The sequence below is a fragment of the Natrinema sp. CGMCC1.2065 genome (assembly GCF_051225675.1).
Taxonomy (GTDB): domain Archaea; phylum Halobacteriota; class Halobacteria; order Halobacteriales; family Natrialbaceae; genus Natrinema; species Natrinema thermotolerans.
Genome location: NZ_JBPJSJ010000006.1, coordinates 164,365 through 189,675 on the forward strand (window position 1 = coordinate 164,365; position 25,311 = coordinate 189,675).

Consider the following 25,311-nt stretch of genomic DNA (forward strand, 5'->3'; position numbering starts at 1 on the left):
CTCAAACTAATCAGGCCGAGACTCTGAGGTAACTGCATCACAGTACCAAGACGGAGCTAAATGCCAGACGTTCTTAAATGCCTCATCAAGTACGTAAAATTCGCAATTATCCTCTGCACTACGGACGCCACGGCCTGCAGCTTGGACCAATTCAGTCGTTGCCTCAGAATGATACCAAGACCAACCTCGGTTTTCCTGTAGATAGCGGACTCTGGGATCTGCCAGATTCGGATATGGTACTTTTGTTGCCGCCTGCCAGCGGCACTTGTCTCCCGCAAGATCTACGCCTTCCTTCATAGATGGTGTGATTAAAATCTGTGTCCCAGTGTAGGTAGCAGAGTCAGATTGGCCGCCCTGCCACGTTGCAAGCGCTGATTCAGCATCTTGTTCTTTCTTATGGACAGTAACCGATACGTCCACATTGCTAAGATCATCAATTGTCTCCCCAAGATGAGAAGCTTGCTTATAGCTTGAAACGTGGACAAGCCCCTTCTCACCAGAGTGGAGAGTGGAAAGTTCGTCGATGGTACGGCTGATTTCGTCGATATTGTCATCAAAACCACCGCTTGACATATTCCCGATGTAGTCAATCCTAACCCTGCGATTCTCAACCGGGAAAGGTGAATCTTCAGTGATAACGTGTGTGGATTCAGGATCCAAACCGATCCGATCTACCCACTTTAAAATACCCTCCTTGCGGTCAGTTGCCCCATGAGAAGGAATAGTAGCCGATGAGAGAACTATTTTATCGGCTCTATTCCAGATCTGTTCCTTAAGCAGCTCTCCAACGTTTGCAGGGTTAAATTTGTATTCTGTCGCCGTTAGTGGACCGGTATTAACATCGACAAACCAAGGGTTCTCTTCAGGATCATACTCGTCAGAGAATCCCATCTCAAGATTACTGACAAAATCGCGGAGTTCACCCATGATTTGAATCTCTTTCTCGATCTCATTGCGAAGCTCAGACAGTGGCTGAGAAGGATAGTCCTTCGCATCAACCATCCGCATATCGATTGACTCTGGCAGCCTAAGATTCTCTATAAACTCGGCCATGCCTTCAGAAATCTGGGCCTGCAGTTCCGCTTCAGAGAGTCCCATCTCCAAATTTTGCTTCCGTCTGATAGCCCCTTTCACTAATCGTGCGTACCTTTTTCTGTGATTTTGGAGTTCGGCGATCGCATCCTCCTTTGCGCCAAATAAATCGTCAATAAGATCGTTGCTAACGATGTGATCCTCAAGCGGAGCCAGTTCTAAATCGTGACCAGGATTCTCGGCATGGAACAAGGAGTCAGGGATTGCAGATCGAAGTGACTCACCGATTCCTAATTCTTCAAGGTTGGTTGAGAGTTCAGGCGTGAGTTTAAACCCCGCAAACATCGACGAATACTGTTGTTCAATTGAATGTGCTTCATCTACAATAAGCAGTTCGCGATCGCCAAATGAAATTTGCTCCTGATCATCTGAGTTTGGGTTAACGACCGGGATGAAACCGTCTATTCTAAGATATGCAAACGTCAATCCCGCTATCTTTGATTCTATAGCACGCTCCTTTGCGTTCCAATACTGGCAGCCTGAATGATCGCTGCATTTCTCAATGTCGGTGTTGTTGACGTGACACTCTGAACAATTTACCGTATCACCAGGACTCGAAGCATAGTCACAGATATAGTCCTTGCGAGCACGAAGTGTATTTACGTATCCATTCAGCAGAGAATCGTTTACAAGTTGATCCCGAAGTGATTTCTGTGGTGTTGTGTAAAAAGAGCTGTTCGCTAAATTGCAGAGAGCAGTGTTAATAACTGACTTTCCAACCCCAGTCGGAGCATCGATTACGATTATGTCGTGGCCAGTATCACCGAATAGAACTGAAGCGGCCTCCTTGTAGATCCTCTGTTGTCCACTTCTATAACCCGGAGCTGGCCAATTTGCATCCAAATCACGGTCAATATCCGGAAGGGGTGGTTGTGTTCTAGTCATTTGACTGCTCTCGAGCAGAGATTCTCATATCAACGTATGTCTATAGACATTAATGTTTTTCTGAATTATAGCCAAAGTGATTAGATGGGCTACGGAGTCTGTCGGAGACGACAGGAGAGTACGACACTCAGGAAATCATCACAGCGATAATCATTCAGGTTCGACCAATTCTCTCACTACTGTATGACCCCCACCATATGTCCCACCAGAAGGTCCACCGTATGTCCCGCCTGTTGCTCCACCATAGGTCATTCCAGTCGATATTCTTTCATAGGCAAATTTTCCAATCGCAATTTTAGATTCGGCAGCATACATCAGAACTCCAAATAGAGTTGTTTCAATCCCAATCTCTCCAGTATTGACTTCAACAGCGATGGACTTAGCCCACTCTATCAGATCAGAGACTACAAGCCCTCGTGTAATGACTGAGATCGGAAGTCGGCTAAAGAGACGATATATCTCCTTACACTTCTCATAGATTCGCTCCTTTACATCTTCTCTGATAAGCAGAAGAAGCTCACCGTCTCTATAACAGAGACGGGCAGGGATTTGAGTATTAAGCTCTTTGTCTGTGATCATGCCAATCCTATTTGATTGACACACTGAAAACAATTTTGGGGCAATCTGCACACGTTTTCCAAAATCACCGCCTGTTATACGGAATATAATTTAACGCATAATCCAGAACAATCGACTATGTCGGTCTGGCTCTACATCCAGTGTCCCCGCTGCGGCGATCGCGTCCCTGTCGCCACTGATCACGAGGGCGCGACCGAAGCGCTCGAGACGCACAAACGAGCCCTTCACCAAGAGGCGGCAGTTGGCCTCGAGGTCTAAAATTTTCGCGCGCACCGCAAGGGTGCGTTTCATCTGGATCAACTGGAACCGCCCGGCCGAACAGCCGTCGCGGTTTTTTAGAAACTGTACCGTTAGGTACACGCCGTAAGGCCCCCTGCCCAAAAACCGGGAAGTGATACCTACGTGACAGTGGCTGTAGCTACCCGATCGATATCTCTCGAGGAGCGAAGAACAATCTGAGTTGTGAAACTCAGCTAAGAACGAAACTCAACTTTAAGAAAAGAAGGCGCGGAACGGCGTTGCCACTCACCAGTCATCACGCCATCGTCGTCCCGAGGATCAGCACGGCACCCCCAGACGTCGTAAACGGCTGCTGCCCAGGACGACGCTCACCGTCGAGCCGATAGGTGAAACTGCTGTCGATGAACCGGGCGGCAACGCTCGATCCAGTGTTACGGGCGGCCTCGAGGCCGGAGCGGAGAACGTGACGCAACTCGCGCTTACTGTAGTGGCCGGTCAACTCGATATCGAACTCCTCGTAGTGTTCGTCCAGAACGGCGCCGTGCCGGCGAGCCCACTTCGCGATCGGCGAGTCCTCCGCGATCTCGTCGCTGCCGTCGACGATCGCGTCGATGCCGTCCTCGACCCACTCGGTCACGTCCTCGAGGGCGGCGAAGACGTCCTCGATCTTGTTTCGGACGACCTCGTCGGCCAAGTCGTAGGTGCCGCGACCGACCTTCTCGACGAGCCCTCCCCACTTGGAGATCGCGCGGTAGACCGAACTGCTCGAGGTCTCGGTCTCGTCGACGATCTCCTCGTAGTGCATCTGTCCACCGTCGGCCAGCGCCTGGACGACGGCCCGATCGACGGGCGTCAGTTCTTCGCGCGCGAGCTGGGCCCGTGTGAGATCCTCCTCGGTCTCGCGAAGCTCCTCGGTCGGGTCCGAGTGGATCGGCACATCTCGCTCGGTTTCCTCGGCGTCCCAGTACGCATCCGAGACGTAGACGTCCGGATCAGCGTGCAGCGGGAGGTCGGCAGCGTTCAGCCCGAACAGTAGATACTCGTCGAGTTCGCGCTTGAGATCCTGGTAGTCGAACGCGTCGTCGGACTCGTAGGGAACGGCGCTGCCCTCGAGGTAGTCGCTGTGGCTGGTGTTGAACTGAACCTCGATCTTCGGATGGTACGTCGACGCTCCCGACGGGTGCTTCTCCGGCTGCTTCGGGAGGTAGCTCTTCAGTAGCTTCCCGACGGTGTGATTGCCGTACAGCTTCTCGAGCGAGGTCTCGTTCATCGCGACGGCGTGGCGGTGACCGATGATCTCCTCGTTGTCCCAGACGTACTCTCCGCGCCCGCGGCGAACACTCGAGAACTGCGCGAGCCGGTCCATCACGCCGTTCGTGTCGACGAACCGCTCTTCGGAGAGTTCGCGCTGGATCCGCGTGTAGAGCCCGAGTCCCCAGACGCGCGAGTGCTCGTGAATGCACTCGTCTTTGAAGTACCGCGTGTCGATATCGAGTTCGTCCATCAGCGTCCGGAGGACCTCGAGGACCTCGTTCATCTCGAGGTTCGACGACTGCGCCTCGACGCGGATCCCGAGCGGGAGATCTTCCGGCATCGACTGGATCCGCTCGTCGGTCTCGCAGTGCTTCGCGTTCGGGAGCGACGGACGGAACTGGAAGGTGACCTTCCTCTCGCCGACGTCGTCAGCAGCGACGACACCGATCACGTACTCGTTGTAGGAGTCGCCGGAGTCACCGGGGCGAGTCTTGATCTTCGCCTCTTCGTCGCGGTAGCTGATCTTGTTCTCGTCGTGGTTGAGCATCCAGGTATCGCCGACGGCGTCGAAGGTGCCGACATCGTCCTGGCCGGTCTCGTCCATCAGGCACTGGTCCCACTGGCTGACGACGGCGAAGTACGGCGCGAGGCCGTCCTGATTCGGATGGAGATCGTCCTCGAGGGGCTCGAAGAGGAAGTTCGTCCGAAGCTCGTGGACCTGCGGCTCGATCAACGGGCGGCCGTCGGGGCGGAACGCCGGCGATCCCTCGTCACAGCGGTCTTCGTCGTGATGCCGGCGTTCGGCGACGACGGTCTGGAACTCGGTCTGGCAGAACCGACACGCCGCGCGAGAATCGGCGTCGTCGACATCGCGATCCTCGTCGAACTCGAGTTCGGTACCGCCGTCGACCTCGTCACCGCCGGCTGTCGGCGTCTTCTGGTCGATCCCCGCCTCGATCTCGTCCTCGGCCGTGTCGACCGGGCGGCCAGCGTCGAGCAGGTCAAACGCTTCGTCGGCGGCCTCCTCGAAGTCGTCGCGACCGTCCTCGGTCATCGCGACCCCTCCGGTTGCTCAGTATCCGCTACCGTCCATCGGGCCTTCCAGTCGATGAAGTCGTAGAATTTTCTCTGTTCTACGCCAGTCGGTCGGCGGAGGAAAGCGAAGCATTCCGCGCAACGGCCTTGATACTCGCCGGTAGCGGCGTCGATGTGATGCTCGTGACCGCACCGATCGCACTCAATACGTGGGACTCTGTGCGGCCCAAGTCGGGTCTGTCGAGACCCCGCGACGAGTTCAGTACCGTTCGAGGCCTTTTCAGGCACTCTCACCACCCCCTGCTTTCTTATGGTCTCGAATATTACACGAAACCATGACAGCGGTCGAATCCCTTGGATTAGCCGGCGTAGCGGCCCTCGTCGGAGCTATCGGGCTATTCCTTCTGTCTCTTATTCCGTTGCGGGAATGGCTCAGATCGATCAACAGTTCTGGCGGAAACGCGGACACCTCACGGGGGAGATAGCGACCAGAGTCGTACTCAGTACCCCTCGAGGAGTGATCGTCACTCATCCCCATCACCTCGATCACTCTCGAGGAGCCCGGACAGTACCGCCAGCGGGTTCCAGAACGTCGCCTTCTGACAGTGGTGGCAGACGTGCTTGAACGACGAGCAGTCCGAGGCCTCGAGCTGCGCCGGATCGATCTGCGGATGCTGCCCGACCTCCTCGGGCTTAGCCCGTTTCACGCGAACACGCCGACATCCAGTACAGATGGCGTCGAACGGGATCCCGCTGTTACCAGCAGCGGCGCTCGCGAGTTCGGCTTCGAGGTCGCGATCGTCGTCGCCGGCGCCGCGATCAACGCTCACCGTGACCCCCTCCGATCTCCGCGGGATCGAAGATGCGCGCCCAACTGAACTGGACGTACTCCTCGCTCCGATCCTCGCCCGCGGACCGCCAGCCGTTCGTGACGATATCGATCAGGTGGTCGACCTGCGTCGCGGGGACGACTTTCGCGGCGATCAACTCGCGATCGTGGGGCGCACAGACGGCGAAGAGGTAGACCCCTCCAGACTCGAGCAGGGCCTCGTGTTGCGTCCGACGAAGCTGGAAGCGCCCTCGGCGCTGCCCCTCGCCGTAGACGATGGCGACGCTCTTGATCTCGACCGACGTTCCCTCCTCGAGGACGACGATGCCGACGAAAGGCAGTTCGTCGCTGGGCTCGACGAGCGCCTCCGCGATCGCGTCGTAGTGTTCCGACTCCGTGTCAGGAACGTAGCGGAGCTGGGGAACGCGCTCGAGGACGACCGACTCGGAGCGATCGCCGGCCTGCCTCGAGGCAGCCAGCTGAGACTGCTGGGGACGGCTCATCGGGACCCCTCCGACCGGTCAGTATCCGTGTTCGACTGAGCGGCTGGTGTACCCGGTTCGTCGACGTAAGGGATATCAAGCGGCGGGCCACCGCCAGCCATCCGACCGCACTCGGGGCACTGAACGCCATCGTACGGCCCGGAGACCATCTTTACCTCCTCGTCGTGAACGTCGAAGTTCTGGCAGACGAGACCGCCGGGTGCTGCGACGCCAGAGTCGGATAGCTCGATATCGCTCGCCAGTTGCCCGCCGTCGGGGATCAATGTGGCCTGTTCGGTCGTGTCCTCGGTGCTATCGCCGCGGTCGCGGATCTCGTGGCGACGGACATACCGAATCCAGTCGTTGCACTCGTGGCAGGTGGTTCCGCTGAGTTTGTCGGTCAGCTTTTCCCTGAATCGGCCGCCACAACCCGGGCATTCGATGGGGACAGGCGTAACCTCGTCAACGGAGTCAACGACTACCTCGTGGTCGTAGTCCGGGTGGTCAGTGTCGCTCGAGGACTTACCAGGATCAGTCATCGGCCGGCTCACCCCCGTCGGTCGCGACCTCGGCAACGACCGCCCGCACCTGCTCGGGAAGCTCCGCGAAACTCCCCTCGAACCGCTCTGGCTGCTCAAGCGGGTCAGGATGATCGACCTCCTTCCCGGCGGCACTCCCCTCAGAGATCCGACCGTGGATATCGCAGTTGTGACAGCGATGGGCCCGATCGCGCTCATCGCCAGCGCTCCGACGGAACTGCGGCGTCACGTGAGACCCACAGCAGAGACAGCGCTGGGGGGACTCACGAACATCCCAGCGCTGCATCAAGCTCCACCCCCGTTGAAATAGAGTTCTCTAGAAGGGGTAGTTTTCCGAATTAATACGGTAAAGTTAAGGTGTGAATGGGGTCGGAGGGATTTGAACCCCCGATCTACTGATATCTCCGGTGCGCCTCGGAACTCCAGAGGGTCATCACACGGACACTGATCAGGTGCCCGATCAGTATATCAGTCTGGAGTGTCGTCCCGGGCGCGTTGCCTCTGGAGTCAGCCGCCATGCCTGGCTTGGCCACGACCCCTCGAGTCTTCGTTGGGTGATGATCCCTAAAGTGGTTTCGATTCAGAATCGCCCTACAGCCACGGGGCACGGCCCGGCGTATCGGTCCCGTCGTCCGCGGACTCGCCGTCGACGGCCGGCGACTCCGTCGCGTCCCCGCCGTCGGCCAGCGCGTCCATCTTGGCGGCCGCGCTCCCGTCGGCGCTCGAGTCCTCGTCCTCGCCCGTGCGGAAGGGGATATCGACGGCGAAGAGGCCGGCAACGACCAGGGCCGCCAGCGGGGCCTGTCCGAAGGCCATCCCGAGCAGGGATAGCGGGAGCAGGCCCAGGGCGACGGCGCTGCCGAAGCGGAACCGATCGATGTCCATGTACTCCCGGAGGTAGGGGCCCGAGAGCGCGATGGCCAGCGCGAAGCCGACGCCGACGGCCGCCGCCAGCGTCGCGTTCGCGACGAGGGCGGGGTCGGTCAGCACCGCGAACTCCGCCCCCGAGGGGTCGACGCTCGCGACCAGCCCTAACCCGATGACGACGACGGGGTTGGGGAGGGACTCGCCGATGGTCGCGCTGGCGGTCTGGGCCGCGATCGTGGCGATGACCAGCGCCGCGAACCGCTCGAAGATGCCGATGTCGATGACGCTCGCGATCGCCGGGGCGAACGCCGCCTGCACCGCCGCCAGCAGGATCAGTGGGAGCCCGACCAGCAAGACGACCGTCGCCTGCTCGCGGGGAGACCCCTCCATCTCCGCGAGGATGACCGCGACGGTGGCGCTGCCACCGAAGATCAGCAATCCGACCTGAAGGGCCCCGAGTGGCTCGTCGAGCGCGCCGGCCAGGATCAGTGCGGGGAAGACGCCGTCGACTAACGGCAGCATCATCACGAGTGCCAGGAGTCTGGCGTCGCCCCCCACGATACGCTCCATCTGGAGCGCGACTGGGTGTTGGGACGTACTCATCGGTCAGGGTCGATGGCCATGACCCGAGGCCGATGGGTAAGAGGACGGGCGGTCCCGCACCGACTGGTCCGTGGGCCAGTCGATCGGATTCGGATTAGGGCCTCGAGCTGTGAGTTTCGCTGTAAAATTCCCGAACATCGTCGTGACGGAGTCGGAACTCGTCAGACCGGCGGTCCGGGCGTCGAATGCACTCACAGCGTACATACACGGCAAGACGGGGGGATTGTCAATAAACGTTGTGTGAGAAACGATTCCACGACTCGGTGATCGTTCCGCCGACGACGCACAGATGTGGACGAAAGCGGACGGATCTGCGCTCGCGGTGGGCGTTCGTCTCAGGACCACGGGAACGAGACGCCGGAACACACGGGCGACCGGTCGGAACGCGGGCGACGGCTCGAGCGGCGCTACGGTGCCGACGACCGGACCGTGGCGAATCGCCCGTTGAGTGACTCGTCAACCGTTCACAGCCGGGTTTGTCTCGCAACGTTTTTCCCCGGGGACCACGGACGGCTTACATGGCGAACGACGTTCCCGAGCACGAGCCCTATTCTTCGAAACTGCAGGTACCGGAAGCGCTAACCTTCGACGACGTCCTTCTCCGCCCCAAGGAGAGCCGCGTCGAACCCGACGACGCCGACCTCACGTCACACGTCTCGAAACACGTCGAACTCTCGGTTCCCATCCTCTCGGCGGCGATGGACACCGTCACCGAGAGCGACATGGCGATCGCGATGGCCCGCCACGGCGGGCTCGGCGTCCTCCATCGGAACATGAACGTCGACCAGATGGTCGAGGAGATCGGCCGCGTCAAGAGCGCGGACGAACTCATCATCCCGCTGGAGGACGTCGTCACCGCCGATCCCGAGATGTCCGTCCGCGAAGTCGACGAACGGATGGCCCGGCGGGGCGTCGGCGGCGCACCTGTCGTCAACACCAACGGCGAGGTGCTTGGCATCATCTCGAGTACGGACATCCGGCCCCACCTCGAGGTCAACGAGGACGACCCGGTCACCGAGGCGATGACCGACGAGGTCATCACGGCCCACGAGGACATCGACGCCCGCGAGGCGTTCGAGCTGATGTACGAACACCGGATCGAGCGCGTCCCGGTCGTCGACGACGAGAACCTCCTCGTCGGACTCGTGACGATGCAGGGCATCCTCCAGCGCCGCGAGTACGGCGAGGCGGTCCGCGACGAGGACGGCCGACTCCGCTGTGGCGTCGCCGTCAGCCCGTTCGAACACGACCGCGCGGTCGCGGCCGACGAGGCCGACGCGGACGTCCTCTTCATTGACACCGCGCACGCGCACAACCTGAACGTCATCGACGGCGCTCGAGACATCAAGGAGTCCGTCGACGCGGACGTCGTCGTGGGCAACGTCGGCACCCGCGAAGCGGCCGCGGACCTGGTCGACTTCGCGGACGGTATCAAGGTCGGCATCGGTCCGGGCTCGATCTGTACGACTCGCATCGTCTCCGGCTCCGGAATGCCCCAGATCACGGCCGTCGCACAGGTGGCCGACGTGGCCGCCGAACACGACGTGCCGGTCATCGCCGACGGCGGTATCCGGTACTCCGGCGACGCGATCAAGGCGGTCGCCGCCGGCGCGGACGCGGTCATGCTGGGCTCGTACTTCGCCGGCACCGACGAGGCGCCCGGCCGCGTCGTCACGATGAACGGCAAGAAGTACAAGCAGTACCGCGGCATGGGCTCGGTCGGTGCGATGAAATCGGGCGACAGTGACCGCTATCTCAAGGACGAACCCGAAGAGGAAGACGAGTACGTCCCCGAGGGCGTCGAGGCGGCGACCCCCTACAAGGGAACGCTCAAGTCCGAACTGCACCAGCTCGCGGGCGGCATGCAGTCGGGGATGGGCTACGTCGGTGCCGAGACGATCCCCGAGTTCAAAGAGCGCAGCGAGTTCGTCCGCGTCTCCTCGGCCGGACAGGCCGAGAGCCACGCCCACGACGTCGTCATCACCGACGAAGCGCCGAACTACTCGCCCGACAGCGAGTAGTCGCTTACGGGTCCATCGGCGGCGTCCGGAACGCCCCCTCGTCGATCTCGGGGTCGTACTCCTCGATCGCGGCCCGGACGAGGGTAAAGACGGCGCGCTTGCTCCAGCGGGCCGTGTTGATGTGGAGGTCGTAGAACTCCCGGTCGTCGATGTCGATCTCGTAGTAAGACTCGTAGCGGCCGGCCTCGCTGACCTCGCGGACCCGCATCTCCGCCTCGGTCTCGATGCGGTCGTCGATGCGCTCGAGGCGAACGGCTTCCGGCGCGTCGAGCCAGAGTCGCAGGTCCGCGCGGTCGCCGGCGATCCAGCCCGCAAGTCGCGACTCGAGGATGAACGGCTTGTTCGACATGCCCCACTTCTCGGCGATCTGCTGGAGCCGCTGGTCGAGTGCGCGGTCGATCTCGTCGGACTCGTCGGCCTTGGCGATGAGCTGGTTGAGGCTCATATCGCGGTCCTCGGCGAGTTCCCGGAAGACCTCGCCGCCGGAGACGTAGGGACAGCCGATCGCGTCGGCGAGTTGTTCACACAGTGTCGTCGCTCCACAACCCGGCGGTCCGGAGACGGTGATAAAAAGCGACGTGTCGATATCGACGGTCGAACCCTCTTGTGCAGCCATACGTCGATACTCTCAGTCCCCAGTGAACAATTTTCCCCTCTTTCCTCGGGAGCGAAAGCACCCGGATCGGTGAGAACGAGAGTCATCGACGGGGTCGACCGCCGAGTTCACGCCGGTACTAAATCGCCGTGTCGCTCCGTTACGGCGGAACGAACGTGTTGCCACATTCGGTACAGGTCAGACGGAAGTTGCCGTCGTCGGTGAGTTCGAGACCGTGGCCGATCTCCTCCTCGCACTCCTGACAGTAGACCAGCGACTCGAGCTGGTCCCAGTCGTGTTTCGATTTGGGTGCGCCGAAGGCGAATCCGACGACCTGCTCGTCGGTGTCGTTGTAGCCGGTCTGGAAGTCGCCGGGCTCGAACCGGATCACCTCGCCCTCGTCGACGATGACTTCGCCCTCCTCGGTGTCGAAGGTCGCGGTGCCTTCCTGCACGTAGAAGACCTCCTCCTGGTCGTGGTGGGTGTGCATCCCGCCCGAGAACGACTCGCCGGGCTCGAGTTCGAAGTAGTTCATCGCGAAGTCGGTAAAGCCGAGCGCGTCCGAAATCGGCCGGCGAACCGAATGGACGTCCATCGGGTTGACTTCGATCTCGACGTCGTCGATCGCTGTTTTCTCCATGAACGATAGTTAGGATAGTGGACCAAAAAGACAGTGGGTGTCGATGGCTGACGCATGGGGGGATCGGAGCCGACGGCGACCCGGTACCGAAGAGTAACGCATACGGTCGTCCAAGCCTGAGATAGCCACGTGAACCGCCGTACGGTACTTCGAACCGCCGGGGTGGCCGCCGTCGCCGGGCTATCGGGTTGTCTCGATACCTTGCGGGAACACTATCAGGGCAGCTTTCAGGGACTGATCCCGCTCGAAATCAAAAGCGAGGCCGACCGTCACTACAACATCGTCCTCGAGGCCTACGAGTCCGGGTCCGACCGACAGACCTACGACGAGAGCTACACCGTTACGCCCGACCAGACGGTGTCGGCACCGCATCTCGATGCAATCGAGCAGAGCTTCCGGGTGACCAAGTTCGTGGACGCGGACGGCGACCGAACGAGCAGGGAGGCGACGCTCAGGCCCGAGACCGAACTCGTGACCGTTCGGATTACCGATGACGACCTGATACTGGATATCGAACGCGGGGAGGAGGCCGGCGGGGAGCCGACACCGCCGTCCGAACCGCCGGACAGCCCCGTCGGGAACGAATCGAACGTGAGTGACGGGGACTCGACGAACGCGACCGAAACGAACGAGACGACTCCCGACTCGGACGGGTCGACATAACTCGCTGACGCGGCCCGGGACCGCTTTTCGAGGAGAGAACGGCCGAACAGCGACGCGTCAGGGATAGGGATGAAACGCCCGCTCGAGGCGCGACTCGAAGCCGAGGTCCGTTGGAACCGTCTCGGCGCGCTCGCCGAAGTAGGGATCGTCGGTGAACAGCGGTTGCGCACCGGGGACGACGACCCGGACGGCCTCGAACCCGATCGCCTCGACGTCCCGGGTCGTCAGCCGCGCCGCGTGGGGCGTCAGCCCCGCGTCGGCCACCCGATCGACCAACGCCTCGAGTCGGTCGCGACCGGTCGGGACGGGGTCGGGGCCGACGCTCTCGGCGGGGACGGTCGACTCGACGTCGACGAACGATCGCGCCTGCTCCGGGAAGGCGGCGTAGGTGCCGATCTCGCCGCCCGCAGAACCGGCCTCGTCGGAGCCGAGACTTCGCAGTTCCATCCAGTTCTGGAGCGCCTCCTCGAGGGCTGCCGTCGCGGCCGCCGCGGCGTCGAGGCCGGCCGCCGAGCCGACGGCGAACGCCGGCCACGCGTCGTCGTCGGGCGCGACCGGATCGTCCCCGAGGGCGGCCGGCTCCCGGTGGACGGCGACGGCCACAACGGGGACGTCGACGTCCTGTGTCACGAGCAGCGGCGTCACCGACAGGCCTTGACTCTCCGCACGGCGCTCGAGGCGATCGAACACCGGGGCGTCGACGGCCAGCCCGAGCGGGTCGAACGTCGAGTACCACGCGAGCATCGTCGCATCGCGCTCGACGACTTCGGTCAGTCCGGAGACGAGCGCGTCGACCGTCGAGGAGCCGAGTCCCAGCCCGGTCGTGATCGCCGGGACCAGCGCCGGGCCGGGCTGGGGGAACTGGACCGCGGCCGCCGGTAGGTGGACCTGCTCGCCGCTCACGAGGTCCTCGCCGGGAACCCAGCGGTGTTCGGCGGCGGGATCGTAGGCGGGACCGTCGTCCGGCCGGACCAGCTCCGTCGGCGGGACCGGGTTCTCGAGGTCGCCCTCGCTCGCGCGGACGAAGTCCGGCTCGCGGTAGACGCCGGCGCAGTAGCGCTCGAGGCCCTCGCCGACGGCCTTCATCAACGCGGCGTTCCAATCGTCGGCGACGCCAGCGGCCTGTCGCGGCGCGCTCGCGTCGCTGTAGGCGGTCGTGTCCGCGACCGTCGCGAGGTAGTACGGCGACGGGAACGACTCCACCTCGGCGATGCTCCCGACCGGGCCGATCCGGTCGTCGATCGCCCGCTCGGCGGCCTCGACGGCCGCCTCGAGACCGAGCGTGTCCGCGTCCTCGCGGTCGAGGGACCGGTCCTGGTGGCCGTCGGCACACCCACAACCGGGGGCCGGCAGCAGTTCGCGGCGGGCGTAGGGCAGCTCCCGGACCGCGCCCATAATCGAGCGCTCGTCGCCCGAGAGGACGCGCACACACTCTCGGCCGGCGACGGCCCCGGCCAGCCGAGCCGCGCTCCGATCCGCCTGCGGGCCGTCGGCCCGCTCCTCGAGTTGGGACGCGACGCGGGCGCGCAGACAGTCGAAGCAGGCGGTCGCGGGGGCGAACCCCGAAATCGCGGCGTCGACCGTCGGGATCGGGTAGCCACCGACGCCGCCGATCTCGACGGCGATCCAGGGGGTATCCCCCGCCCGTGCGGCCTCGTTGGCCCGTTCGAACGTCGCCGCGCCGGCAACATCGCTGACGACCGCGAACCGAGCGTCGCCGATCGCCGACGCCTCTGCCTCCCGGACGCCGACGTCGACGTCTTCGAGCGCGGTGACGACCGCCTCGCGGACCGGGTCGTCGCCCACGACGTGGATTTGCATACCCCTAGCTGCTCGCGCGGCCGGGAAAAACGCCCCGCTCGAGCATCGCGGGAACCCGCGAGGGTCAGTCTTCGGCCGGCGTCGCCGAATCGACGTAAACGAGTTCGTCGCGGGACTCGAGCAGCCGCACGCCCCAGGTGACGGTGACGGGGACGAGCGCAGTCGTGAAGACGGCGATGAACACGAGAATCGAGAACATCGACTGGTCGATAACACCGGCCTGAAAGGCGACTTCGGCGATGATGATCTCGACGGTGCCGCGGCCGTTCATGCCGAAGCCGACGACCAGTCCCTCCCGAGAGGTCAGCGAGGTGGGCAGCGAGAACAGCCACGAGCCGACGATCTTGCCGAGGAAGGCGATGGCCACCAGCGCGGCGAGGACGGCGAGGGAGTCGGCGAAGACGTCGAAGGTGATCTGGAAGCCGACCGTGACGAAGAAGATCGGCGCGAACAGCCCCATCGCGAGGTCGTACATGACGGTGTGCATGTGTTCGTAGAGCCCGGGCTCGACGTCGGCCTGCCGGAGAAACATCCCAGCCATGAAGCCGCCGATTATCATGTGGAGGTCTGCCAGCGTCGCCAGCTGGGCGAAGAGTAGGGAGACCAACAGCGCGAAGGTGAAGGCGGTGGTCCGATCGACGAACCCGTAGCGTTCGCGCTGGCGCTCGATGGAGCGCCAGGCGTACGGGAGAAACCGGTAGCCGATCAGCAGCGTCGCCGCGAAAAAGCCCGCCGCCTGCAGCAGGATGACGCCGATCTCGGACGGCTCGAGCGCGCCCGCCGTCACGTAGCTGTCGACGCCGGCGAACGCGATCAACACGCCAACGTCCGAGGCCAGCGCCCCGCCGAGCAACACGTTCGCGATCCGCGTATCGAGCAACTCGAGGTCGGCGAGGATGCGCGATTTCGTGGCCAGCGACGTGGCGGCCATCGCGAGGCCCAAAAAGAGCGCCGCGCCGACGGAGACGCCGAGCCAGACGCCGGCAGCGTAGCCGAGTCCGAAGGGAATGACGAATGCCCCGAAGGCGATCAACAGCGACTGGGGACCGAGTTCGAACAGTTCCCGCAGGTCGACCTCCATCCCGACGTAGACCATCAACAGGAACACGCCCAGCTCCGAGAGAACCGTGAGCAGTTCGGAGGGGCGCAAGAGCCCGAGCAGCGCGGGGCCGAAGGCGATGCCGGCGAACAGTTCGCCCATCATCGTCGGATAGCCAAAGCGCTCGGCGACCGCGCCGAACACCCACGCGACCGAGAGGACGAGCAGGAGACTCAGGATGTCGATACCGACGGCGTCGACCATCGGTCACACCACCGTTCGGCGGCCCGGACGGCCGGGAAGCTGTTCGCCGCGAGCGACGCGCCGGAGCGGATCAGTCACGGTATCGGTCGACGTGCCAGAGCGAGATTACGTCTCGGGTTGCATCGCTAGTCGTCGGTACTCGCGTCTACCTCGCCGACCTCGAGGTCGTCGCCCGAACCGGCAGCCATCGGATCGTCGGTGACGTCGGCGTCCCGCCACGTGCCACGGCGGTACCAGCCGTAGGCAAGCACCGCACCGACGACGTTCGAGACGGCGAAGGCGACCCAGATCCCCCGGTAGTCGTAGGTCGTCGCGAGGCCGTAGGCGATCGGGAGCCGCACGAGCGCGTAGATCACGATGACGATCGCGGCCGCGGTCAGGGTCTTGCCGGTCCCTCGGAAGCTGCCGTTGTAGGCCCGCATCACGCCGATGAAGCCAAAGGAGGGGGCGACGTACCGAATGAACGTCGTCCCGATCTCGATGACTTCGGTGTTGTCGGTGAACGCGCCGGTGATCGGCTCCGCGGCGAACCACGCCACGATACCCATCGCCCCGAGGATGACGAACATCGTCCGGGCGGCAAAGTCCGCCGCGGCTTTCGCCCGCTCGGGTTTGCCCGCGCCGACGTTCTGCCCGGTCATCGTCTCGACACCGCGGGCGACCGCGATCGCCGGCAGGAAGATGACCGAGAAGACGCGAGTCCCGATTCCGTAGGCCGCCACGACCGTGTCCGGGAAGAACGCGACGATCACCAGCAACAGGTTGATCGACAGTGCCCGGCCCATCCCCTCGATCGAAGCGGGGAAGCCGATGCTCACGAGCCGCTTCGCGAACGAGAGGTCGGGCCGCATCTGGGCCAGTCGGATCCGGACGCCCCGGACGCCGCTGAACATGATCGCCAGCCCGACCACGAGCGCGAGCGAGCGCGAGAAGACCGTCGCGATCGCCGCACCCTCGATCCCGAGTTCGGGAAACGGCCCCCACCCGAAGATCATGAACGGGTCGAGGATCACGTTGAGCAGGACCGAACCGAACATCACGAGCATCGGCGTGATCGTGTCGCCGTACCCGCGCATCAAGGCGATGAACACGAAGAAGCCGAACATGAACGGCATCCCGAGCGAGATGACCTGCATGTAGTCGGTCGCCAGCGGCAATACGGCCTCGGAGGCACCGAGCAGTCCGAGCAGTTCCTCGACGAAGACGTAGCCGACGACGCCGAGTAGCAACGCCGCGAGCAGGGACAGCGCGACGGTCTGGGAGGCGGCGTACTCCGCCTCGGACTCCTCGTCAGCACCGATGTACTGGGCGACGAGAACGCTCCCGGCCACCGAGAGCCCCATCCCGACCGAGATGAGCAGAAAGACCATCGGGAACGCGAAGCTGATCGCCGCCAGCGCCTCGGTGCTGTACTGACCTAACCAGAACGTGTCGATGAGGTTGTAGGCGGTCTGCAACAGGTTCGTCACGATGATCGGCAGCGAGAGATAGAACAGCGGCTTCGCGATCCCGCCTTCGGTCAGGTCGAACTCCTCGCGACCCTTGAACAGCCCGGAGACTGGGGCCAACCGCCGTTTGATCCAGCCGACGAGTCGAGCCAGCAGGCTCATCTTTCGGCCCCCGTGTCAACCTCGGGCGACGACCCGTTCCGGTCGGCCGACTCGAGACACAGCGTGTCGTCGATGTACGCATGGATGTACTCCAGCGTCCGTTCCGGCGGTCGATCCACCGCGGCCGCCCGCGTCTGTGCGCCGTGAAACAGGGTGACCAGAAAGTCGGCAGTCGCCTCGGGATCGATGTCCGAGCGGAACTCCTCGGCCTCGACTCCATCAGTGACGAGACCGGCGATGCGGTCCCTGGTGGCACGGTCGAACCCACGCAGTCGCTCCCGGTAGGCCTCATTGTAGGGCGACTGGGCCTTGATTTCGAGGATCGCCGTTCGGAACTCCTCGGACGACTCCTCGTCGCTGGGAGTCAGCAACTGGTCGAGAAACTCGTGCAGTCGCTCGCTCGGCGTCTCGCCGGGGATCGTCTCGGTTCGTTCTTCGAAGTCGTCCAGCAAAAACTCCAGAAACGACTCGAGAAGGTCCTGTTTGCCGTCGAAGTGGTAGTGAATCGTTCCCTTGCTTTTGTCCGACTCCGCGGCGATGTCCTGCATCGTCAACTCCGCATACCCATGCTTGCAGAGCGCCCGGTACGTCGCATCCATGAGATCGTCGATCGTCTCGTCAGTCATGTAGAAGATTCCTACACTAACTTACTGACTGGCCAGTCAAAAGCGCTTCGTAACCGGACGATCACGTTCGGGTTCGGCCGGCGTCACGAAACGAAACGGGACGCGGCAGCGTCAGCGAAACGGCGACTCAGTCCTGCTCGCGGAGGCGCTCAAGGACGTCCTCGGCGTTTTCGACGGCCTTCTCCTTCTTGGCGGGGTAGGCCTCGACCTTCCCGCGGAAGGTGATGCCGTCGCCGAGGCGAACGTCGCCCGCGAAGGCGGCCTGTTTGTCGAGTCGCAGGAAGAGTTCGGTGTTTTCCGTGACCCGCTCGTCGAGTTCGGCGATCAGGTCGTCGAAGGTCTCAAGGTCGGCGAGCCGCGAGAGGACGTGCCGAACGTCGTCGGCGTTCTCGACGCGGGCCGAGAGGACGAGGATACGGTCGCCGTAGTGGCCCTCGCTTTCGGTGCGTTCGATCTCGAAGGGGTCGTCATCGTCACCGTCGGGGAGGAACGTTCGCAGCGCTTCCTCGACGCGTTTCTCGTCCTCGGTGGCGTAGCAGAACGTCCGTAAATCGACGTAGTGAAGCGGGATCTGTGGCATCGACGATTCGAATGGGTAGTGTGGTAGTGTTCGGCCGGCACGGCGGTAGCAGGTGCGACGTCGCCTCGCGGGACCGGCCCTCGAGCGGCGTTACTCCTCGTCTGCGTCTTCGTCGTCGGCCGCCTCGAGGTCGTCCTCGGGAACGCCGGCCTCCTGGCCGTCCTCGAAGCTGATGGTGTAGGTGACGTCACCGAACATCGACTCCATCGTCTGGGTGATGGTCCCGGTTTCGCCGTCGAACTCGCTGTGCTCGTCGTGCAGCACGACGCGATCGTCTTCCTCGAAGCTCATAGCCGATATTTCCCCGCGGTCGCGTAAAAAGGGACTGATTCGCCACTGGGTAGCCTGCGTGACCCGCCGTCGCTATCGATCGCGACCACTGTCGGCAGCCGGCGGTCGCGGGGGCGGTCAGCGCTCGTTCTCGAGGGCGACGACGGTGTCGGACATGAGCCACGCGTCGTCGCTCGAGACGTCCTCGATGCTGAGTGCGAAAAACGAGTCGCGGCCGTCGTCGACGGTGATCCGGAAGCTGCGACTCCGTAGCGAATCGGTCCGTTCGGTCGTCTCCGATCGGGCTGGCTCCACGGGCGTCCTCGGGGGTCAGCGCCCATAACTCGCTCGGTCCGCCCCTCTCGCCGCCGATCGCCCGCCGGCTCGAGGGAGGCGGCGACCGAGCCCCGACCGACCGCGACGCCGGCCGGCGATCAGTTCGGATCGGCTCGCTCGAACCGCCGGTAGCCGATCGCGATCGGGATGGCGAACCACGCGAGCAAGACGACGGGTGCGACCCACTCCGACAGGGAGAGCAGCACCGTCCCGGCGACGCGACTCGCGCTCGAGACCCTCGAGCGCGACGACGGCCTCGTCGCCAGCCCCGTACCGTTTCGTGAGTCCCCTGCGTTCGTATCGCCGGCATATGAACGGCGCTACACGAACGGGTAGAAAACAGTTCAGGGGGATAGCAGAACGACGGAACGAGAGTCGCTGTGGCCGGTTTCGTCGTCCAGTACGGGCCGGCGATCGCGGGTCGCTCAGGCCTCGAGTTCGACGTCGAGTTCCTCGAGCAGCGTATCGGCCGCGGCGCTCGAAGAGCCGGGGCCGCGGGCGGTGATGAGGTCGCCGTCGACGGTGACGCTGGTGTCGGAATCGAGTTCGGCGTCCCAGTTACCGCCGGCGGCTTTCACTTCGTCCTCGGTCCAGTAGGGCAGCTTGCGGCCGTCGGGCATGCGGTCCTGTTCGTCGACGATGCCCTCCTCCCACGCGTTGGGGAAGCCGGTTACGTCACGGCCGTTGACGATGAACGCGCCGTGGCTGTCGCGGGCGAACCCGAGAATGCCGACGGCGTGACAGACCACGAGCGCCTTCCCGTTGCCCTCGACGGCGTCCCGCAGGAGCTGCCGTGCGTGTTTGTCCTGGTTGATGTCCCATGCGGTTCCGTGCCCGCCGGGGAAGACGACGGCGTCGTACCCCTCGGCGTCGGCCTGTGCGACCGGGATCGGATCGTTCAGTCGCTCGTCGGTCTCGTGGACCTCGCGAACGTGTTCGGCGGTTTCCTCGCCGACCTCGTCGGGATCGAGCGATCGCTCGTCGATTACCGGCGGACTCCCCGACGGCGTCGCGACCGTGACCTCGACGCCCGCGTCCGACAGCGTCTCGAGCGGCTCGACACATTCCTCTCCCCAGTACCCTTCTTCGCTGACGACGAATAGTGCGTCGGTCATGCATCTCCCCTAAGACGGGGAGCGTAAAAACGACCAGCCCACCCCTCGGTTCTGCCGCAAGTCACCGCGTCGATAGGTTAGCCTGCGTGACCGTTTCACTGGCCGAGGGTGACCTTTTTCGCTATCGGCCCCCTACCTACGGTAGGTGAAATCATGGCAGACCGACCCCGCCCGTTCGACGGTATCGACGACCTCCTCGAGCGACTGAACCGCCAAGTCGAGACGGCGGCCCGATCGTGGGAGCGGCAGGTGGACGACCGGAGCCAGCTCGACCTCTCGATGGGCGGTGCGGAGACGAGCCTGGACCTCGCCGACGAGGGCGAGGCGTTCGTCGCCACCGTCGACGTCCCCGGCTACGAGAGCGCCGACCTCGAGTTGCGACTCACCGACCGGGACCGGACCCTCGCGATCTCGGGCCGGCGCGAACGCGAACGGGAGACCGACGACGAGGCGGCGAACTACATCCGACACGAACGGACGACCCAGTCGTTCAGCCGGCAGGTGCGCCTGCCGGCGTCGGTCGACGCCGATGCGGTGCAGGCAAGCGTCAACAACGGAGTGCTGACGGTGCGGCTCCCCAAGCGCGAACCGGACGAGGAGGCGCGCTCGATCGACATCGACTGAAGACTACTATCAGTCGTTTTCGGTACAATTGGGCCGGTCTGTGTTCCATCGATACATCGTGATCAGGAGATGAGAGTACATGTCCTGCAGTTAGATGTGATTCTGAAACACAATCAGGTGATTCGGTAACTACAGATGCAAACTAAACAGTCGGCTCATAGGGTACCAAAAGTTGATAACCTCCGGTTGATTGTCTGCACGTACTGGATATGAATTTGACACGATTGTTGAAACCACTGGTGCGGGACACTGGCGTGATAGGTGGCGTAACCGTCGGTCTTGTGTACGGTCTCACCCATTCGGGGGCAGTAATCGTAGGACTGGCTGGTCTTGGCATCCTCTGTATTGGGGTGGGTGGTGGTACTACTGGACATGGTGGTACTTCTGGATTTGCTGCTTTGGGGAGGACTGGGCACGATGAGAGTAGTGAGGTAAGAAATATGACCAGACATATGGAACTCTGGCCGGGGGTATCCTCCGACATGCCAGTTCGGGTGCGTCTCCTCTTCTATGGGCTTGGACTCCTTTTCTGGAGCCTCACAGTTCTTGGACTGTTTTCGTCGCGCCTCCATTGACCCCGCGCTCGACGTTCTCTATCCTACCGTTCAATTCACGCTCTGTATTCAGCACACCGGTCTTAATAGACGATGGCTAAATTGTGACCCGCACCGTTACATCGTTACCCCGTACTTACCGCAAGTTCACATTCGATTCCGAATGAAAATCGTACTATCAACCGCTGCTACGGCAGCTCGTCTCAATCGTCGAGGTTCAACGCGTCAAAGAACCGGCGAGCGAGCCGTCCGCCGACGAACTCGAGTAGCGCGTCGTCGTCGCCGTCTTCGTCCGCGAACAGCCCGAGTTCGATCCGCCCGCCGGCCATGTCGTGGTGGCCGCCCGCCGCCCCGAGTTCGTCGAACCCCTCCTCGAGCGCCTCGCCGATGTGGACCCGCGGATCGATCGACCGGCCGCTCAGCCGGATCGCGTCGCCGACGATCCCGTAGACCAACACCGTATCGACTCCCTCGAGGTTGAGCAGGTAGTCCGCGGCCTGTGGCAGCGCGTCCGTCTCGCCGGTCTTGCCGGCGCTGGCGACCAGCGACGAGCCGCGTCGCTCCCGGCTGGCGATGGCCCGCCCGATCGCGTCGAGAGTCCCCGGGGAGAAGGCGCTGCCGTACAGTTGCTCGAGCGTCTCGAGATCCGCGTCGGGATAGACCGCTAGCGCGGCCTCGTACTCGCGGCGCGTCGGCTCGCGGACGAAGTCCAGCCGCTCGCGGTGGAGCGCAAAGAGCAACGCCGAGGCGAGCCGGGCGGTCAGTTCGACCTCGAGTTCCCCGAGGTACTCCACGAAGATCGTCGCCGTCGCGCCGTACTCGGTGCGGACGTCCTCGAAGTCGGCCCCGCTCGCCTCGCCGGGATGATGGTCGATGACGATGTCCGGTGTGATACGTTCCGGCACCTCCGTGTTCGCGCCCGGACTGCTGTGATCGACGTACCCGATGCTCTCGTACTCCGACAGCGTCGTCGACTCGATCGTCTGGAGGCTGATGTCGAGGAGATTGACGAACGCGCGGTTCTGTTGGTGGGAGATCTCACCGCCGTAGGCGATCGTCACGGGCGCGATGTCGTGGTCGCGTGCGATCGCCTCGAGGGCGAGCGCGCTGGCGAGACAGTCCGGGTCGGGATTGTCGTGACAGACGATCGCCAGCGACTCGGTCGCCTCGAGGACGGAGACGAGGTCGGCCGCGCGAGGCATACGTGAGATACGGCGACGAGACGTTTGAAACCCGCGTCGCCTCTCAGTGCGGACGAACGATCGATCGGCGATAGGGGTGCCGCGTGAGTGACGCCGCTCGAGGTCGGGCGAACGCCCACTGGGACGGTACGGTCCACTGTCAAGTCGACTTACATATGATATTCGAACACATTTGGGAATGTTCTCAGCGGGAAGTAAGAGGTCTGTACCCCTGCAGTACGGTTCTCGTCGGGGAGAAATCTGGACTCCTATTCAATACCTTCACAGGTCGAGGGTTCGATGTCAACTACGACGGGGGCCCGTAAGCGGGCCGCTGTGATCGAGACCCAGTTGGTTAGAACGATGACAAAGGGTAAGACGGGCGACGGCGGACTCGTGACTGAACGACTGACCCACCACTCCGGCGCGGACGACGGTGTCCACCCATGACTGACAACGCCGAGAGCAATCGAATACGCGTGACGGTAACGGTCACCGACGACGAATCGATCGAACAACTGATTGATTGCGTCGACGACGTCGTCGACGCACGCACCGTCGACGACCGGACCACCGACCAGCAGGGTCGTCCGGAGTCGCTCCAGCTCGACGTCCGCGAACTCACGCCGAAACAGTGGGAGGCCCTCGAGCTGGCCGGCAAGCGGGGCTATTTCGACCGGCCACGAGGAGTCGATCTCGAGACGCTGGCCGATGAGCTGGCGATCTCGAAGTCGGCGGTCTCCCAGCGGCTCCGTGCGGCCGAGTCGACGCTGATCCGGGCGGTCCTCGACGCGTCGCGGGAGCCGACCGAGCGGTAGCGGGGTCCAGCCACGATCGGTCCCGAAGACCGTAGGTAAGTGTGTACTTATTTCACACCGGACGACTGAGGGGCCGGTATGCGAGACGCCTACCTCGTCGGCGCGGGGCAGTCGGACTACGGAGCCTTTCCCTCGGAGAGCTACCGGTCCCTGTTCCGCACGGCGTTCGACGCGGCGACGGACAGCGTACCGAAGGGCCTCGAGGCGGACGACGTCGACGAGGCCGTCATCGGCAATCTCGGCGTCGGCGGCCGGCAGCTGGGCCTCTCCGGGCCGGCCGTGACCGAACACGTCGGCCTCGACGGGGTGCCGACGACGCGGGTCGAAAACGCCTGTGCGGCGAGCGGTTTCGCGGTGCGACAGGCCGTCCAGGCCGTCAAGTCGGGGATGGCAGACGTCGTCCTCGCCGGCGGCTTCGAGATCATGTCCGACATGAGTTCGGACGCGACGAAGTACTGGCTCGGCGTCTCCGGGGAAACCGAGTGGGAGCGACTCTCGGGAACCACCTTCTCGGGCGTCTACGCCCAGATGGCGTCGGTCCACATGGAGCAGTACGGCACCACGCGCGAACACCTCTCGCGGGTCGCCGTCAAGAACCACGCCAACGGCGCGAAAAACCCCCACGCCCAGTTAGGCTTCGAGTGTTCGCTCGAGGACGCCCAGTCGGCGCCGGTCGTCGCGGACCCGCTGAACCTCTATCACTGCTGTCCGACCTCGGACGGGGCGGCCTGTGCGCTGATCGTCAGCGAGGACGTGGTCGACGAGTACACGGACGATCCGATCCGGGTGGCCGGCGTCGGTGCCGGCAGCGACACCGTCGGGCTCTTCCAGCGCGACACCTATACCGGCATTCCGGCGAGCCAGCGGGCCGGCGAGCAGGCCTACGAGATGGCCGATGTCGACCCCGACGACCTCGACTTCGCGGAGGTTCACGACTGCTTCGCCATCGCCGAACTGCTGGCCTACGAGGATCTCGGCTTCTGTGAGACCGGCGAGGCCGGCCGACTGATCGAATCCGGGGCGACCGAGATCGGTGGCGACCTTCCCGTGAATACCTCCGGCGGCCTCAAGTCCAAGGGCCACCCGATCGGCGCGACGGGCGCCGGCCAGGTCGTCGAGGCCTACAAACAGCTCTCCGGCAAAGCCGGCGAACGACAGGTCGAGAACCCGACCCGCGGGCTGACCCACAACGTCGGCGGCAGCGGTGGTGCCGCCGTCGTTCACGTCTTCGAGAAGGAACAGGAGGTGAGCGCCTGATGAGCGCGATCACCGGTGTCGGTGCGTACGCACCGCGATTCCGAATCAGTGCCGAGGCCTTCGAGGAAGCATGGGGCCAGTTCCACGCCGCCGGCGTCACCGAGAAGGCCGTCCCCTCGGCCGACGAGGACGCCCTGACGATGGGCTACGAGGCCGCGACCCGCGCGCTCGAGGCGGCCGAGACCGACCCCGACGACGTCGACTGGCTGGCATTCGCCGCCTCGCGGCCGCCAGCGGCCGAGGAGGACCTGACCGCCCGACTGGGCGCGATGCTGGCCCTCTCCGAATCGGCGACCCGTCAGCTCTTTTCCGGGAGTACTCGAGCGGGGACCCGCGCGCTCTGGGCCGGTCTGGACGCCCTCGAGGCCGACGCAACGACCGCGCTCGTCGTCGCCGCCGACGCACCGCAGGGCGACCCCGACGACGCGATCGACCACGCCGCCGGAGCCGGCAGCGCCGCGTTCGTCCTCGAGCGCGAGGGCCCCGCGGAAATCGTCGATCGCGCGGAATACGCCGCGCCCTATCCCGGTACCCGGTTCCGGGACACTGGCGACGACGAGACGCAGGGGCTGGGCATCACCCAGTACGATCGGCAGGCGTTTACCGAAACCATCGGCGGCGCGGTCTCCGGCCTCGAGGTCGACCCCGAGCCCGACGCGGCCGCGATCCAGGCCCCCGACGGGAAGCTCCCCTACCGCGCGGCCGGCGCGGCCGGCGTCGGCACCGACGAGATCCAGGCCGCCGCGACGGTCCACGAGCTGGGCGATACCGGCGCGGCGAGCGTGCCCCTGTCGCTCGCCACCGCGCTCGCGGACGGCGACGACTCCGTCCTCGGCGTCTCCCACGGCAGCGGCGCGGGGGCCGACGCGGTCGTCGTCTCGGCCGACGGCGA

Annotated in this window: 26 protein-coding genes, 1 tRNA gene and 1 pseudogene; 8 read left to right on the forward strand and 20 right to left on the reverse strand. The window is 63.6% G+C overall.

The window, feature by feature from the left end; translation table 11 throughout:
• Window positions 1–6: 6 nt before the first annotated feature.
• Together ACSBP4_RS08810 and ACSBP4_RS08815 are read right to left on the reverse strand one after the other, a co-directional pair.
• On the reverse strand, window positions 7–1,977 hold the full coding sequence (locus ACSBP4_RS08810) for a helicase C-terminal domain-containing protein (protein ID WP_435551980.1): 1,971 nt from the start codon (window positions 1,975–1,977) through the stop codon (window positions 7–9).
• A gap of 150 nt (window positions 1,978–2,127) precedes the next feature.
• Window positions 2,128–2,556 (reverse strand): hypothetical protein, encoded by a 429-nt coding sequence (locus ACSBP4_RS08815; protein WP_435551981.1) that lies wholly within the window; start codon window positions 2,554–2,556, stop codon window positions 2,128–2,130.
• Window positions 2,557–2,673: 117 nt separating this feature from the next.
• Here ACSBP4_RS08815 and ACSBP4_RS08820 point away from each other — a divergent pair, with 117 nt between their 5' ends.
• Window positions 2,674–2,814, forward strand: coding sequence for a hypothetical protein (locus tag ACSBP4_RS08820; RefSeq protein ID WP_435551982.1), 141 nt, complete (start codon window positions 2,674–2,676; stop codon window positions 2,812–2,814).
• 277 nt (window positions 2,815–3,091) lie between these two features.
• On the opposite strand, the gene ACSBP4_RS08825 is transcribed toward ACSBP4_RS08820, so the two are convergent.
• The 7 genes from ACSBP4_RS08825 to ACSBP4_RS08855 form a co-directional block, all read right to left on the reverse strand.
• Complete coding sequence (locus ACSBP4_RS08825; RefSeq protein ID WP_435551983.1) at window positions 3,092–5,104, reverse strand: helix-turn-helix transcriptional regulator; 2,013 nt, start codon at window positions 5,102–5,104, stop codon at window positions 3,092–3,094.
• Window positions 5,105–5,609: 505 nt separating this feature from the next.
• Window positions 5,610–5,915 carry a hypothetical protein gene (locus ACSBP4_RS08830; RefSeq protein ID WP_435551984.1) on the reverse strand — a complete coding sequence of 102 codons (306 nt, stop codon included), beginning with the start codon at window positions 5,913–5,915 and terminating at the stop codon, window positions 5,610–5,612.
• Window positions 5,905–6,417 carry a hypothetical protein gene (locus ACSBP4_RS08835; RefSeq protein WP_435551985.1) on the reverse strand — a complete coding sequence of 171 codons (513 nt, stop codon included), beginning with the start codon at window positions 6,415–6,417 and terminating at the stop codon, window positions 5,905–5,907. The genes ACSBP4_RS08830 and ACSBP4_RS08835 overlap by 11 nt, the downstream gene beginning before the upstream one ends.
• Entirely contained in the window at window positions 6,414–6,947 is a 534-nt protein-coding gene (locus ACSBP4_RS08840; RefSeq protein ID WP_435551986.1) for a hypothetical protein, read from the reverse strand. Before ACSBP4_RS08840 ends, ACSBP4_RS08835 begins: the two co-directional genes overlap by 4 nt.
• Window positions 6,928–7,221 (reverse strand): DUF7563 family protein, encoded by a 294-nt coding sequence (locus ACSBP4_RS08845; RefSeq protein WP_435551987.1) that lies wholly within the window; start codon window positions 7,219–7,221, stop codon window positions 6,928–6,930. Before ACSBP4_RS08845 ends, ACSBP4_RS08840 begins: the two co-directional genes overlap by 20 nt.
• A 78-nt stretch (window positions 7,222–7,299) precedes the next feature.
• Window positions 7,300–7,474: transfer RNA gene (locus tag ACSBP4_RS08850), tRNA-Trp, on the reverse strand.
• A 52-nt stretch (window positions 7,475–7,526) separates the two neighbouring features.
• Window positions 7,527–8,405, reverse strand: coding sequence for a DUF5794 domain-containing protein (locus tag ACSBP4_RS08855; RefSeq protein WP_006651228.1), 879 nt, complete (start codon window positions 8,403–8,405; stop codon window positions 7,527–7,529).
• A gap of 518 nt (window positions 8,406–8,923) precedes the next feature.
• On the opposite strand from ACSBP4_RS08855, the gene guaB reads away from it, so the two are divergent.
• Complete coding sequence (guaB, locus tag ACSBP4_RS08860) at window positions 8,924–10,426, forward strand: IMP dehydrogenase (RefSeq protein ID WP_435551988.1); 1,503 nt, start codon at window positions 8,924–8,926, stop codon at window positions 10,424–10,426.
• A 4-nt stretch (window positions 10,427–10,430) separates the two neighbouring features.
• Here guaB and cmk read toward each other — a convergent pair whose 3' ends face one another.
• Together cmk and ACSBP4_RS08870 are read right to left on the reverse strand one after the other, a co-directional pair.
• A complete protein-coding gene (gene cmk / locus ACSBP4_RS08865) occupies window positions 10,431–11,042 on the reverse strand; it encodes a (d)CMP kinase (protein WP_066301196.1) in 612 nt (203 codons plus the stop codon).
• A 139-nt stretch (window positions 11,043–11,181) separates the two neighbouring features.
• Window positions 11,182–11,661 carry a cupin domain-containing protein gene (locus tag ACSBP4_RS08870; RefSeq protein WP_435551989.1) on the reverse strand — a complete coding sequence of 160 codons (480 nt, stop codon included), beginning with the start codon at window positions 11,659–11,661 and terminating at the stop codon, window positions 11,182–11,184.
• Window positions 11,662–11,790: 129 nt separating this feature from the next.
• Between ACSBP4_RS08870 and ACSBP4_RS08875 the strand changes: the two genes are divergently transcribed.
• Window positions 11,791–12,324 carry a hypothetical protein gene (locus ACSBP4_RS08875; RefSeq protein ID WP_435551990.1) on the forward strand — a complete coding sequence of 178 codons (534 nt, stop codon included), beginning with the start codon at window positions 11,791–11,793 and terminating at the stop codon, window positions 12,322–12,324.
• Window positions 12,325–12,381: 57 nt separating this feature from the next.
• Here ACSBP4_RS08875 and ACSBP4_RS08880 read toward each other — a convergent pair whose 3' ends face one another.
• The 8 genes from ACSBP4_RS08880 to ACSBP4_RS08915 all read right to left on the reverse strand — a co-directional run bounded on the left by ACSBP4_RS08880 (window position 12,382) and on the right by ACSBP4_RS08915 (window position 19,985).
• Entirely contained in the window at window positions 12,382–14,145 is a 1,764-nt protein-coding gene (locus ACSBP4_RS08880; RefSeq protein ID WP_435551991.1) for a YcaO-like family protein, read from the reverse strand.
• Between the two features lie 64 nt (window positions 14,146–14,209).
• Window positions 14,210–15,448 carry a cation:proton antiporter gene (locus ACSBP4_RS08885; RefSeq protein WP_435551992.1) on the reverse strand — a complete coding sequence of 413 codons (1,239 nt, stop codon included), beginning with the start codon at window positions 15,446–15,448 and terminating at the stop codon, window positions 14,210–14,212.
• Window positions 15,449–15,573: 125 nt separating this feature from the next.
• Window positions 15,574–17,058 (reverse strand): MATE family efflux transporter, encoded by a 1,485-nt coding sequence (locus tag ACSBP4_RS08890; protein ID WP_435551993.1) that lies wholly within the window; start codon window positions 17,056–17,058, stop codon window positions 15,574–15,576.
• Window positions 17,055–17,684, reverse strand: a complete 630-nt coding sequence (locus tag ACSBP4_RS08895) for a TetR/AcrR family transcriptional regulator (RefSeq protein WP_084158325.1) — start codon at window positions 17,682–17,684, stop codon at window positions 17,055–17,057. The genes ACSBP4_RS08890 and ACSBP4_RS08895 overlap by 4 nt, the downstream gene beginning before the upstream one ends.
• A 127-nt stretch (window positions 17,685–17,811) precedes the next feature.
• Window positions 17,812–18,264 (reverse strand): RNA-binding protein, encoded by a 453-nt coding sequence (locus ACSBP4_RS08900; protein ID WP_006651237.1) that lies wholly within the window; start codon window positions 18,262–18,264, stop codon window positions 17,812–17,814.
• A 90-nt stretch (window positions 18,265–18,354) separates the two neighbouring features.
• Window positions 18,355–18,555 carry a hypothetical protein gene (locus ACSBP4_RS08905; RefSeq protein ID WP_006651238.1) on the reverse strand — a complete coding sequence of 67 codons (201 nt, stop codon included), beginning with the start codon at window positions 18,553–18,555 and terminating at the stop codon, window positions 18,355–18,357.
• Window positions 18,556–18,672: 117 nt separating this feature from the next.
• Complete coding sequence (locus tag ACSBP4_RS08910; RefSeq protein WP_006651239.1) at window positions 18,673–18,849, reverse strand: hypothetical protein; 177 nt, start codon at window positions 18,847–18,849, stop codon at window positions 18,673–18,675.
• Window positions 18,850–19,295: 446 nt separating this feature from the next.
• Window positions 19,296–19,985: a type 1 glutamine amidotransferase domain-containing protein gene (locus tag ACSBP4_RS08915; protein ID WP_006651240.1), complete on the reverse strand. Its 690-nt coding sequence runs from the start codon at window positions 19,983–19,985 to the stop codon at window positions 19,296–19,298.
• A 153-nt stretch (window positions 19,986–20,138) separates the two neighbouring features.
• Between ACSBP4_RS08915 and ACSBP4_RS08920 the strand changes: the two genes are divergently transcribed.
• Window positions 20,139–20,609: an Hsp20/alpha crystallin family protein gene (locus ACSBP4_RS08920; protein WP_049966847.1), complete on the forward strand. Its 471-nt coding sequence runs from the start codon at window positions 20,139–20,141 to the stop codon at window positions 20,607–20,609.
• Between the two features lie 209 nt (window positions 20,610–20,818).
• Window positions 20,819–21,184: a hypothetical protein gene (locus tag ACSBP4_RS08925; protein ID WP_084158326.1), complete on the forward strand. Its 366-nt coding sequence runs from the start codon at window positions 20,819–20,821 to the stop codon at window positions 21,182–21,184.
• Window positions 21,185–21,366: 182 nt separating this feature from the next.
• On the opposite strand, the gene ACSBP4_RS08930 is transcribed toward ACSBP4_RS08925, so the two are convergent.
• Complete coding sequence (locus ACSBP4_RS08930) at window positions 21,367–22,365, reverse strand: DHH family phosphoesterase (protein WP_049966848.1); 999 nt, start codon at window positions 22,363–22,365, stop codon at window positions 21,367–21,369.
• Between the two features lie 425 nt (window positions 22,366–22,790).
• On the opposite strand from ACSBP4_RS08930, the gene ACSBP4_RS08935 reads away from it, so the two are divergent.
• The 3 genes and pseudogenes from ACSBP4_RS08935 to ACSBP4_RS08945 all read left to right on the forward strand — a co-directional run.
• Window positions 22,791–23,162 (forward strand): helix-turn-helix domain-containing protein, encoded by a 372-nt coding sequence (locus tag ACSBP4_RS08935; RefSeq protein ID WP_006180505.1) that lies wholly within the window; start codon window positions 22,791–22,793, stop codon window positions 23,160–23,162.
• Window positions 23,163–23,240: 78 nt separating this feature from the next.
• Entirely contained in the window at window positions 23,241–24,419 is a 1,179-nt protein-coding gene (locus tag ACSBP4_RS08940; RefSeq protein WP_435551994.1) for a thiolase domain-containing protein, read from the forward strand.
• Window positions 24,419–25,311, forward strand: a pseudogene (locus ACSBP4_RS08945) (ACP synthase); the annotation flags it as partial. The gene ACSBP4_RS08940 and the pseudogene ACSBP4_RS08945, both read left to right, overlap by 1 nt.